The sequence below is a fragment of the Proteiniclasticum sp. genome, from assembly GCF_003514505.1.
Taxonomy (GTDB): domain Bacteria; phylum Bacillota; class Clostridia; order Clostridiales; family Clostridiaceae; genus Proteiniclasticum.
On sequence record NZ_DOPX01000012.1, the window covers coordinates 14436 to 27139 of the forward strand.

11 protein-coding genes are annotated in these 12704 nt (G+C 41.6%); all 11 read right to left on the bottom strand.

The genetic code is table 11. The annotated features are described in order from the left end of the window. The 11 genes from DEF30_RS03420 to DEF30_RS03470 all read right to left on the bottom strand — a co-directional run bounded on the left by DEF30_RS03420 (window position 1) and on the right by DEF30_RS03470 (window position 12704). Window positions 1-828, bottom strand: coding sequence for an FtsQ-type POTRA domain-containing protein (locus DEF30_RS03420; RefSeq protein WP_294096532.1), 828 nt, complete (start codon window positions 826-828; stop codon window positions 1-3). A 26-nt stretch (window positions 829-854) separates the two neighbouring features. Further along, the gene (gene ftsW / locus DEF30_RS03425) at window positions 855-2039 is read right to left on the bottom strand and encodes a putative lipid II flippase FtsW (protein WP_294096534.1); all 1185 of its coding nucleotides are present in this window, start codon (window positions 2037-2039) and stop codon (window positions 855-857) included. A 25-nt stretch (window positions 2040-2064) separates the two neighbouring features. Then, on the bottom strand, window positions 2065-3012 hold the full coding sequence (gene mraY / locus DEF30_RS03430) for a phospho-N-acetylmuramoyl-pentapeptide-transferase (protein ID WP_294096536.1): 948 nt from the start codon (window positions 3010-3012) through the stop codon (window positions 2065-2067). Further along, on the bottom strand, window positions 3003-4358 hold the full coding sequence (murF, locus tag DEF30_RS03435) for a UDP-N-acetylmuramoyl-tripeptide--D-alanyl-D-alanine ligase (protein ID WP_294096538.1): 1356 nt from the start codon (window positions 4356-4358) through the stop codon (window positions 3003-3005). The genes mraY and murF overlap by 10 nt, the downstream gene beginning before the upstream one ends. 110 nt (window positions 4359-4468) lie before the next feature. Next, window positions 4469-6205 carry a penicillin-binding transpeptidase domain-containing protein gene (locus DEF30_RS03440; protein WP_294096540.1) on the bottom strand — a complete coding sequence of 579 codons (1737 nt, stop codon included), beginning with the start codon at window positions 6203-6205 and terminating at the stop codon, window positions 4469-4471. A 15-nt stretch (window positions 6206-6220) separates the two neighbouring features. Continuing rightward, a complete protein-coding gene (locus DEF30_RS03445) occupies window positions 6221-6727 on the bottom strand; it encodes a hypothetical protein (protein ID WP_294096541.1) in 507 nt (168 codons plus the stop codon). 24 nt (window positions 6728-6751) lie between these two features. Next, window positions 6752-7678, bottom strand: a complete 927-nt coding sequence (rsmH, locus tag DEF30_RS03450; protein WP_294096543.1) for a 16S rRNA (cytosine(1402)-N(4))-methyltransferase RsmH — start codon at window positions 7676-7678, stop codon at window positions 6752-6754. An 8-nt stretch (window positions 7679-7686) separates the two neighbouring features. Next, window positions 7687-8115: a division/cell wall cluster transcriptional repressor MraZ gene (mraZ, locus tag DEF30_RS03455; RefSeq protein WP_074910152.1), complete on the bottom strand. Its 429-nt coding sequence runs from the start codon at window positions 8113-8115 to the stop codon at window positions 7687-7689. A gap of 238 nt (window positions 8116-8353) precedes the next feature. Continuing rightward, on the bottom strand, window positions 8354-9625 hold the full coding sequence (locus DEF30_RS03460) for a pitrilysin family protein (RefSeq protein WP_294096548.1): 1272 nt from the start codon (window positions 9623-9625) through the stop codon (window positions 8354-8356). Continuing rightward, a complete protein-coding gene (locus tag DEF30_RS03465) occupies window positions 9625-10866 on the bottom strand; it encodes a pitrilysin family protein (RefSeq protein ID WP_294096550.1) in 1242 nt (413 codons plus the stop codon). Before DEF30_RS03465 ends, DEF30_RS03460 begins: the two co-directional genes overlap by 1 nt. Before the next feature lie 143 nt (window positions 10867-11009). Beyond that, a complete protein-coding gene (locus DEF30_RS03470; protein ID WP_294096552.1) occupies window positions 11010-12704 on the bottom strand; it encodes a M3 family oligoendopeptidase in 1695 nt (564 codons plus the stop codon).

Below are 12704 nucleotides of genomic sequence, written 5' to 3' on the forward strand. Positions count from 1 at the left end.
TTACTCTTCATTCCCTTCTTCATCCTGATCCTCTTCCCCTTCTCCAGAAACGCCATCATCGCTTGGAGTAGTGATTCTTCCTGCATCAAAAATCACAGGATCATCCACATAAGCTAAATCCAGATATCCTTTCACCTCGTCCAGATGACCTGAAAGGATGATATTGATGGCCGCATTCAGTTTTTCTTTTAGGGAATCACCATACCCCAGGCGAATCTCCGTATCATGGTAATAGGTTCTGATGTTCGAAGACTCTGTGAGATCTAGTACTGGTAACTCCACAACACTTGTATTCCTATCATGAAGCACAACAAAGGTTTCAAGTATTCTCATTTTTTCCGGCGCATCTTCATAGATGTTTGCACCAAGCTCCGGAAGAGGTCTTGTATCAATCAGCGTCACTCCCTCTATGGGATTTGCCCCCACGTCCAGAAGCTGTCCCTGTTCTGTAAGAAGACTATACACACCATTGCTGTAATAGTTGACTTTGGCTGTATGTTCTTTAACTTTGATTGATATGCCATTGGGGAGCACTCTTTTGATTTCTGCTGATGAAAAATAGGGATGTTTTTTCAGGTGCTCTGTTATGGTTTGGGTTTTCATGAGAAATATATTTTCACCAAATAGTGGCCTTGCACTTTCTTCTACAAAACCTTTAGGAATCTCCATCTGGCCAGATACAGTTACTTTTTCAACCATAAAGTACGGTGCTTTAAGTAGAAAAACAACCCCAGCGCTTAAAGCAAACATGAGAAGGACAGTAAGGATCCTTTTTTTTCTACGGCGCTTTTTGCGTTCTATCCGTTCCTGAATTTCTTTTAGGCTCACTTTCTGTCACCCCTCTTCCTTCATAATCACACGGATTTTGACTGTCTTGAAATATTAAGCAGCACACCTACTGCAACTAAATTGACCACCAGAGATGTTCCTCCTGCACTGATGAACGGTAAAGTTACACCCGTCACCGGGAAGGCTCCGATAACTACAGCGATATTGATGAAGGACTGCAGCGCAAAGATAGCTGTGATCCCTACTGCTAGTAGCCTGCCGAACTGATCTTTCGCTTCAATGGATATGCGGATACCTCTGTATATGAGGATGAGAAGCAGAAACATCAGGAAAAGTCCCCCGATAAGCCCCAGTTCTTCAACAATTACTGCAAAAATAAAATCATTCTGCGCTTCAGGCAGCCAGAAGGCTTTCAGCCTGGACATGCCTATTCCTTGTCCAAATACGCCTCCACTTGTGAGAGCGTAAAGTGACTGAACCAGCTGATGTCCTGCCCCTTGGGCTTCTTTGAATGGATCCCCAAAATTCAGAAGTCTTGCCATACGGTATGGCTCGATCCATAGAAGAATCCCAAGACCACTGACGCCAATGGAAACATAGGTGAAAAGCTGCAGGAACGTTCCTCCAGCAAGGAATATCAGTATCAGTGAAGTAATCACAATGATTGCTCCAATGGAGAGGTTACTCTGCAGAACAACCACAATACCCGCAAACACAATCATCATGAGAAAAACTCTAATGGTTGGTTTCCATTTTTTTCTCCCCTTTAATATATCCAGCCTTTTCAGTGTATTGGCAGCGTAGAGCACCATGGTGAATTTCGCAAGTTCTGAAGGCTGGAGAGAAAGACTTCCAAAACGGAGCCAGCGGCTTGCACCTTTGACAGGTTCAAAAAGTATAACCGCCACATTCAGAACTAAAACCGCAAACACCAACAGTTTCGTTCTAGACATTGTCATAAAATGATAATCAAAATTGGCTACCACAAAAACCATGATAAAAAGGCCAGCAGCAGCAAAAAAACCTTGCCTTATCACATCTGAGTAGGATTCACGCCCCCGAACGATGTTCTCATAACTGGAGGCACTGTATACCATCAGTAGGCCAAATAATACCAGCGCTACGGTTACTGCAAGCAGAGTGAAATCCACTTCTTTATACTTTTTTGCTTTCTTTTTGCTTTTTTTCTGTGCTTTGACTTTCGATGAAGGCAAGCCACTTCTTACAGAAATATCTTTTGTTCTCTCCATGACGCCTCCCTCAGCCTCTCACGTGCTATAAAACAAGGTAGGCTACAGCCACTGCTAGTACTGTGACTGAAGCAAAAACTACAACAATTTTATTTTCTTTCCAACCCAGTGCTTCAAAGTGATGATGGATTGGTGCCATTTTGAAAACACGCTTTCCGGTCTTTTTAAAAACAGCCACCTGAACAATCACAGACAAAGTTTCCACCACATAGACAATTCCCACAAGAATAAGGAGAAGCTCTGTTTTCGTCATCAGTGCAGCGATGCCTACTGCACCGCCTAAAGCCAGTGAACCCGTATCTCCCATAAAAACTTTGGCTGGATAACGGTTGTAAAACAGAAAGGACAGAAGACCGCCAATAAGTACTGATGAAAAAAGAACAACAGGCTCCTGGCCCTGTTTCACACCAACAAGGACATAGAATATCAGAACACAAATGGTCACTGTGGAGGACAATCCATCTATCCCATCAGTCAGATTCACCGCATTGGTCACAGCTGCAAAAAATACCACTACAAAGAGCACATAGAAGATCCCCAGTGAAACCTCATTATTCACAAATGGAATCCTTACCGCATCATAGTCAAATCCAAAATGAAGCACTCCCCCTGCAAGGATACCAAAAAGCAGAAGATAAGCCATTTTACTTTTAGCGCTCAGTCCGTCCGATGACTTTTTCTTCACTTTCAGAAAATCATCCAGAAAACCGATAAGACCAAACGAGAGTGTCACAACAATCATGAATACTACAGTTAGATTTAGTCCAGAGAACAAAAGCCCTGCGATAAGAAGAACTGAAAGAAACAGGACTCCGCCCATACTTGGTATTCCTTGTTTCACCAAGTGAGACTCAGGACCTTCCTGCCTGATGTTCTGACCAAGCTTAAAAGCTCTCAGCTTACCAATCACATAAGGTCCCATGGCTATACCAGCAGCCATGCTGACTAAAAGTGCGATGACACTTATTTCCATTCTTCATTTCCTCCGAGTTCCTCAAGTATTGGTAGAAATCTCTCAAAGTACATTCCACGAGATGCTTTCAGAAGCACCACATCCTCTTTTTTTAAACGGTCTTTCAACATACGCTGCGCTTCTTCAAAGGTATCAACCCCCACAGCTCCTTCACCAAAAGCTTCCACCATGGCTTTTTGGTATTCTCCTACAAAGAGAACCTGATCAATGCCACGCTCTTTTGCTGCAAGAGCGACAGCTTTATGTGCCTCCAATGACTCCTCTCCCAGTTCACGCATCGTCCCAAGCACTGCTACTTTGCGGCCACTGAACTGAGCAAGATAATGAAGTGCCGCTTTCATGGAATCTGGGCTGGCATTGTAACAATCGTTGATTACAGTTAGCTGTTCGTATTTCAAGACGTCCATTCTCATGGCACTCTTCGCAACTTCCACTTCTCGAAGGTCCTGGTCCGCTACCCCCAGTTCCTTCGATACAATGTAACAGAGTATTCCATTCAGCACATTATGCCTTCCTGGTATATGTAGTCGTATGACATCTTTTGACTTATTCACTGTGAATTCTACAGAGTCTTCATGCAGCTTAACATTTTTAGCAATATAGTCTCCTTCTTTCAATCCCCCTGTAAGAATGCGGTACTTTTTGTCTGTAACAGTATTCAGATAGGGATCGTCTCCATTCAGCACGAGAAGCGACTTTTCTGAGAAGAAATCAGTGATTTCCATTTTTGCTTTCAGTATGTTCTCCTGTGACCCCAAGTTCTCGATATGAGATAACCCGATGTTGGTTATGATTGCATAGTCCGGCAGTGCTACCCGTGCCAGATTATGAATCTCTAATGGAGCACTCATCCCCATTTCGAGAACCGCATAATCATAACTGTCGTCCAGGGAAAAGATCATCAGCGGAAGTCCCAGTTCATTGTTATAGTTTCCAGATGTTTTAAAAACCCGGTACTTTTTGGAAAGCATCCCATGAAGAATGTCCTTTGTGGACGTCTTTCCAGTCGATCCTGTAATTCCGATGATTTTTACAGATAAAAGAGATCTGTAGTAATGAGCAAGATCCAAAATTGCACGATAGGTGCTCTGAACTTTCAGCACAGCCTTTCCAGCTGGAATCTCTGTCAGTTCTACACCTTCAACAATGGCCACTGATGCCCCTTTTTCAAATGCATCCAGATAGTGCTCATTTCCATTGAAATGTTCCCCTTTAATACCGATAAACAAAGAATCTTCCGATACAATTCTTGAATCAATAAAAACACCCTGGAAACTGGCTTCCAAATTCCCATAGACTTCTGCACCCAGTTTCTCTACAATATCTTTAATAAAAATGGTTTTCATCTTTACCTCACTACTCCATCAGTCAAAATCACTAAACTACTATACCATATTTCTTTTCCAGTTTACTTTGATTAAAGAAAATAGCATGTGAAATCACATGCTATTATTGATTAACGTAAGGACAAATATTGATCCACTTCCAAGAAAATTTCACGAGCCCAAGGTGAAGCGACGATGGAACCAAAAATCTCATCCTTTGGATTATTCACAATAACAAGCACTGTAATCTTAGGGTCTTCATAAGGTGCTCCCCCGATGAAAGAAGAAATGTACTCCTCATCGGAATATTTCTGCTTTCCATTCTCGTCCGTAATGATTTTCTGTGCTGTACCTGTTTTCCCGAACACATTTATTCCTTCAATATAAGCACGGTTTCTCGGATTCTTTCCTGTAGCACCATAGAGATACTCCAGCATACTTTCCGCAGTACTCTTGGAAAGTATTGGAATTCCTTCCTCCTCATTGAGATCTTTTACCGTAATCTCTCCATTCACATCTGTAAGCTCAGCCTTTTCTGCCACATGCAGCTGGATCATCTCTCCACCATTTGCTACAGTATTCATCGCATTCAGCATTTGAACTGGCGTTACTGTCTGTGCCTGACCAAATGAAGAAGTCGCTAGATTGATCGGTGTAAGGTCTTCCAGATTGAAAATAATTCCACTGGCTTCACCAGGAAGGTCGATTCCGCTTTTTGCGCCGAACTGAAACTTTTTAAGATACTCATTAAACTTTTCAGCACCAAGCCTTTGTGCAATCTGAACAGTTGCCACGTTACAGGAGTTCTTTAAAACATCTGCTGCTGTCTGATCCCCATGGGCTTTGTTGTTGACGCATTTTATACGTACACCATTGACATAAATAAATCCGTCACAGTGGAAGTGCTCATGTTCTCCAATGACGCCCTCTTCAAGCGCAGCGGAGATTGTTACGATCTTAAAGGTGGAACCAGGTTCATATGAATCATTCACCGCGAAGTTGCGTGATATTTCATTGAACTCATCACTGGTTTTCCCTTCAAAGGGTTTGTTCGGATCAAAGTCCGGAAGATTCACAAGCCCTAACACGCCTCCAGTCTTAGGATCTGACACAAGTATGGTCACGCTGTCGGCTTCATGCTTTTCCATGGCGGCTTCTGCCGTTTTTTCAACAATATACTGTATTTTCTCGTCAATGGTAAGATACAAATCACTTCCATTGATGGCAGGAGTTTCAATCACATCACTATAGGGCAGTTCTCTTCTCTGTTTATCGGTTTCTGCAATCTTGATCCCATCTACACCCTTCAGCAGATCATCGTAATAATACTCCAGTCCCATAATGCCTTCACCGTCTATATTGACAGCACCCAGAACCTGAGAAAGATAGTTGCTGTTTGGAAAATATCGGATATCATCATATCCGATGACCAGAAAATCAACATTCGCTTCACCGATATATGCACGAAGCGCATCAACCGTATCTTTTTCAATCTTTCTCTTCAGAATGACAGAAGTACTTTCAGAAGTGAGTTTACTAAGAACCTCATCCACTTCCATCCCTAACACCTCTGCAAAAGGCGCTGCGTAATAAGAAGCCTCACGGTCTGTCTTTTCAAGCTTTCTTCTGAATGTAGCAAGATCCACATCCACACGGTAAGCCTCCGTCGAAGAAGCCAGTAGAGAACCGTTACGGTCTACGATACTTCCTCTTTTGGCAGGCAGAGCCAATTTTTGCAAGATCTGGCTTTGAGCCTTTAAAAGAATCTCATCACGGGCAATGACCGTGACATAAATGAGACGCGCACTCAGCCCCATAAACACGCTAAACGTTATGATAATAACCGCCCAGTATCTCGATTTCTTCATACAATCCTCATGTTCTTAATGCGCAAATTCAAAAGGAATTAAAGATAGAATTTGTTCAGAAAGACTTTTCTCTTCAGTTACAGCTACACCATCTGAAAAATGATTCACCGATAAGTCCACTTCAATATAATCTTCACGATTCACAGTCTGAAGTTCCATTTCTTTGGATTTTTCAGCAAGCTCCTTTATGGAGGATGCTTTAATAATCTTGGATCTTAGATCCTCATTGAGCTTTTCAGTCTCTCTGATCTGATTCTGCATTCCCACATACTGATTCTGCAGATCATACACCATAGAGCTTCTAAACAGCACAAATGCAAGCAGAACAGCCATAAAGAAAATGGACCGTCCAACACTTTTTTTCATAGCATTGTTCTGTACCGCTGTCTTTTTCTGATACTGTTCTTTTGATCTTTGAAGTTTACGTTTTTCTTCCACCTCACGTCTTTTCTGTTCTCTCTCGACGCTTGGATTCGGAACCGCATGAATATACGGAACACGTTCTGGTAGTGCCATCATCATCACACCTTTCTATCAGTCCCTAACCTATAGCTTCTCCAACACCCTGAGCTTAGCACTGCGTGATCTCGGGTTCTCTTCTATTTCTAACTCCGAGGGCAGTATGGGCTTTCTGGTAAGAATCTTAACCGTGGCTGTCTTCCCACAGACACATGGCATATTCTTTGGACAGGTACAAGGATCCATTAAATCACGATATGTATTTTTAACAATTCTGTCTTCTAAGGAGTGGAAGGTGATGATCGCCAGTCTTCCTCCTGGCTTCAACCCGTCTACCGCATCCTCAATGGTATCTTTTAAAATACTAAGTTCTCTGTTGACTTCAATTCTTATTGCCTGAAAAGTTCTTTTTGCAGGATGAGGACCTTCTCTTCTTGCCCTGGCCGGAATGGCGTTTTTTATGATTTCCACAAGTTCCAAGGTCGTATTGATCGGTTTTTCCTGCCTGGCTTTTGCAATGAACCCTGCGATTCTCTTGGCAAACTTTTCTTCTCCATAGTCCCGGATGATTCTATATATCTTTTCTTCATCATACTCATTGACTACTTCATAGGCGGAGAAAGGATCATCCTGATTCATTCTCATATCCAGTGGCGCATCCTTCATATAGGAAAAACCTCTCTCTCCCTCATCCAGCTGATAAGAAGAGACCCCAAGATCCATGAGAATTCCATCAACACCTTCAGGTGCATGGTCTTCAATGATGGACTTGATCATTTCAAAATTCGAATGAACTAATATCACATTGCTGTACTGAGACAAAATTGTCCTCGCATTTTGAAGCGCATCCTGGTCCTGATCAATTCCGATCAGTTTTCCTGACTCAATTCTTTTGAGAATCTCTTTTGAATGACCCGCTCCACCTAACGTACAGTCTACATAGGTTCCATCTTTTCTGATATTGAGAGCTTCCAGACATTCCTCCAGCAGCACAGATACATGTTTAAATTCCATACAATCACCTAAATCCCTAACTCATTCATTTTTGCCGCAATTGCATCCATATCCATGTCACTCTCGTTATACGCAGTCCACTTTTCTTTTGACCACACTTCAACACGATCCATCATACCAACACTTACTACTTCACCTTCAATACCTGCATACGAAAGCAGCGACTGCGGAATTAAAACTCTACCCATTTTATCCGGTTCCATCTCGTTTGCTCCTGAAAAGAAGAAACGGACAAAGGCACGAACATTTTTATCTGTCATGGGCAAAGCCTTCAGCTTTTTCTCAAAAACTTCCCACTCTGATTTTGGATAAATATATAAGCAGGAATCAAGCCCTTTGGTCATGATAAATGTGTCTCCAAGACCTTCTCTGAGCTTAGCAGGAATAATTATTCTATTTTTCTTATCCATTCCATGACTAAACTCACCAATCAGCATCTTTAATCACCACTTTTTACCACTTTTCACCACTTATATGTTCATTCTACACAAAAAAATATAACCCTTCAATAGTTTGAAGGGTTATAAATAAAATAAGTTTAAAATTCACAAAAAATCTTTAATTTGAAATCTCATGAGCACCATAGGGTTTCGCTATTTTCAGAAAATACCAACAAAAATAATGTAAATTAATTCACAATTGATTCTTTTAGTCTATTTCCACTTTATGTAGATTTTACGAAATAATGATCTGAACCGCATGATCTTTCTGAAAAACCCGCTGAAAAGAAGCCTTCACATCCGCTGTGTGAATCTCTTTTAATGTATCCACATAGGAGAATACATCCTCCCCATGAAGAAGCATCCCTGTGGTTGTTACTCCGATCCTGTCCACAGAGTTAAACACATTCACGAAGCTTCCTGTCATGGATTTTTTGATTCTTTCCACAGCTTCCTGCTGACCGTCAAAAAAGGCTTCATCTGCCAGCACTTTCTCTATATACGCTTCAATGGTATCCAGTACTTTTTGGGGTTCTTTAGATTCTCCCCCCATAAAGATTTCACCATGATCGCTCCCCAGATTGAATTCACTGGAAAAACTGTCGTTGATGATTCCTTCTTTCAGCATATCTTCATAGAAAACTGAAGTGGATCCAAATACAAGCTTCATCATCAGGGTTCCAGTGAGCGACTCCTTCATAAGATTCGGACTTTCAGGCAGCACCTTGATACCATAAATATAGTTAGGCACCTGCAAACCCATGTTCAGGCTGGAAGCTCCTTTGTTGACATGCTGCGGCTCTATATAGGTTCTTTTTACGAGATGAAGTTTTTCTCCTCTCTTCACCTTTTCTTGAAGCAGCAAAACAGCTTCCTCCATAGGGATGTCCCCAACTAGAACAAGAATCATGTTCTCTGGATGATAAAATGCTTCATAGCATTCTATCAGGTCCTGCGCGGTGAGTTTATAAATAGATTCCACTGTGCCCGCAATATCTTCTCGCACAGGATGTGTGAAGTACATGGATTTAAGCGCTTCGATATACCCTCTGAATCCCGGATGGTCATCGTACATCTTTATTTCTTCAGCAATGATGCCTTTTTCCTTCTCCACGTTCTCCTCCGTAAGATGGGGGGTAAAAACCATATCCAGGAGAAGTGAAAGATTCTCCATAAAATGGTTTGTGGTGCTGAAATAATAGGAGGTCTGATGGTTGTTGGTAAAGGCATTCACAGAAGCCCCTTGCTCTGTAAACCGGTTGAACACATTGAGACCTCCAGGCATCTCAAACATCTTATGCTCTAAAAAATGCGCAATCCCTTCTGGATACTTCTTGAAGTTTTGGCCACCATCAATTGAAAACTCCACATCTTTGCTGCCAAAATCTGAGGTCAGAATTGCATAGGATTTAGTGAATCCTTTTTTCGGTATATAAAAGACTCTGAGTCCGTTAATTTCAGTCTCATATAGTTTTTCATCTATAAATTTTAGTTCTTTGTAGTTCATTATGAAAGTTCCTCCCCACCCAGATAGTGAGCACATACAAACTCCACTTTCTTGGCCGCTTCAATCACCTGTTCTTTGGTTACTTTTTTGATTCCTTCAATCACATCATCCACCGTATAATGAATTCCAAATACTCTGAGAGCGATGAGATAATTTGATGTGTTGTACATGGAATCCTCCATGGAATGAAGTGTGCTGATCATTTTCGTTCGAGCAATCTCCATTTCCTCGTGAGTAAACTCCCCATCAATCATTTTCTGAAGCTCTTCATCAATAAGTTCTTTTGCTCTATCAAACTTCGTGAAATCCACACCAGCTCCAATGGTCATGACACCAGCGAACTTATCAAAAGAAGAGTATATGGAATATGCCATAGAGTGCTTTTCACGCACTTCATTGAATAATTTAGAGTGGGCTCCTCCTCCAAAGATGGAGTTAAAAACCGCCAGCGCAAAATAATCACCACTGAAAATTGTTGTATTGGTCTTATAAAGCAATGACATCTTTCCCTGATTGATTTTCATGGGTTCATACACAATATCTGCTCTTTCTATAAAGCTTCTCTCACCATAAAACCCTTCCGGTTGTACTAGAGTCTCATCCTTAAGAATTTTCAGCATGGATAGTTTCCCTGAGATCATCTCTTCATCTTCGATGTTTCCGGAAGCATAGCAGAAGGCTGGTTTTTTCAAAAGATCCTCCCAGAGCTTCTTCAATACTTGAGGGGTCACACCATCGAGCTCCTCCAAAGTGCCGTATTCTGGAATCCTGTATTCATCCAGGACACCAATCTCCACCACCCGATTCATGGAATAATGACCTTTATCATCATAAACGGATTCAATATAAAGCCTATGATTATCCAGTTCCTGACTGATGATCTCCAAAGAAAAATCCTCTTGGACAAACAGCGGATGATACAGCACTTCTTCCAGAAGAAAAATCGCTTTATCCCATAAATCCTCTTTATATAAAGTGAATCTGTTGTCAAGGAAACTGACATAAAAGATCACAAATAGCTTTTCTCCCACTTTATGCAATCCGATGTCAAACACCGCCCCGTAAAGTTCCTGGAGATATCTCGCGATGGCAGAGGAGGAGCTGAATGCCTTGGTTCCTCTTTTCATCAGCTGAGCCATCACGTTATATCCTGTGACGTTCTCATCCAGGCCAACGGGAATCACAAGACTGATGGCATTATTCTTAAATTTACCCGTTTTAATAATTCCAATATTTTTCATACTTCCTCCACATCCAGCTAAGTCCGGATTTCATTAAATAGTTGCATACAATATAGTATCACATTTAAGCCTGAAAATCTTCTTAAAGAAAAACATACCCGAAAACCGCCCTAACAGCAGTCCTTCGGGTATGCCGCTTCCCTTTATAATTTGGTATCGTCTACTGAATCCAGATATGCTTTGATTTCTGGCATAATGGATGGAATGGTCTCAGGCAGGAATGGATTTTTCAGTCCAGCCAGTTCCACAAGTTCCAGGAACGGCTTGCTTCCACCTTCTTTACAAAGTGCAACATAATCATCCCAAGCTTTCTTTCCTTCCTTACGGCTTCTCATAAAATACTGCAGCGCACATACTTGAGCCAAAGTGTAGTCGATGTAATAAAATGGTGATGTAAAAATATGAAGCTGTTTAAAGAAGAATCCACCTCTGTTGTACAGGTCATTCTCTTCATAATCCTTCAATGGCAGGTATTTCTTCTCAATCTCTCTCCACTTTGCCTTTCTTTCAGCAGGAGTAGCTTCGGGATGCTCATATACAAAATGCTGGAACTCATCCACTGTAACTCCATAGGGAAGGAAGAGCAGTGTTCCCTGAAGATGGGAAAACTTATATTTTTCCGTATCTTCCTCAAAGAACAGATTCATCCAAGGCCATGTGAAGAACTCCATGGACATGGAGTGGATTTCGCATGCTTCGTAGGTTGGAAAACTGTACTCTGGAACCTCATAGTGTCTTGAGGAGTATACCTGGAACGCATGACCAGCTTCATGAGTCAGTACGTCGATATCTCCTGAAGTACCATTGAAATTAGAGAAAATAAACGGAGCCTTATAATCTGCAATATATGTGCAGTACCCTCCTGCCTGCTTTCCTTTTTTGGTAACCAGATCCAGAAGTTCATGCTCTGTCATAAAGTCAAAGAACTCTTTTGTTTCAGGAGAGAGTTCTTCGTACATTTTCTTGCCGTTTTCGATGATCCATTCTGGGCTTCCTTTAGGTGTAGCATTTCCTGTGGTAAACTCTATGGCTTCATCATAGTACTTGAGACCATCCAGTCCAAGTCTCTTGGCCTGACGCACGCGCAGATCCTTCACCACCGGAACAATATGGTTCAGGATCGCTTCGCGATATCCTGCCACTTCTTTTGGACCGTATTCAGTCCTTAGAAGACTGTCATAGGCCATCTGCACATAGTTCTCATACCCTAATTTCTTTGCCATTCTTGTTCTTACTTTGACCAGTTCATCATAAATCCTGTCAAACTCAGCCTCATGTTCCTTGAAGAACCCTGAATAAGCTTCATAGGCAGATTTTCGAACCGCTCTTTCTTTATGTTCCATAAATGGAATCAGACCGGAAAGATTACGTTCTTCTCCTTCAAACTGAATGCTCGCTGAAGCAACCAGTTTGGAGTATTCGGATGAAAGCTTATTCTCTTCCTGAAGATCTTCGATGATTTCAGGTTTGAAGGCTTTCACTGAAAGCTCAGCAAGGTTGAGTAGATGCTTGCCGTATTTGTTTTCAATCTCTGCGCGGTATGGTGTATTTAGAATAATATGATAAAAACGTGTCACAAGATTCTGCAGTTCAGGCATTGCCATATCCACATAATCGGACTCTTTATCATAGAACTCATCTCTGGTATCAATGCTGTGACGAATAGATACCAGCTGGAACATAGTCTCCACATGCAGCCTCAGTTGTATGAATGCATCCATGTGCTGTAAAAACTCTTCCTTTGTTGCTGCTTTTTCCATGGCAGAAAAGAGCACATCCGCTTCTTTTTTGATTTCCTCTACCACAGGACGTTCATACTTGTAGTCTTGAAATTTCAT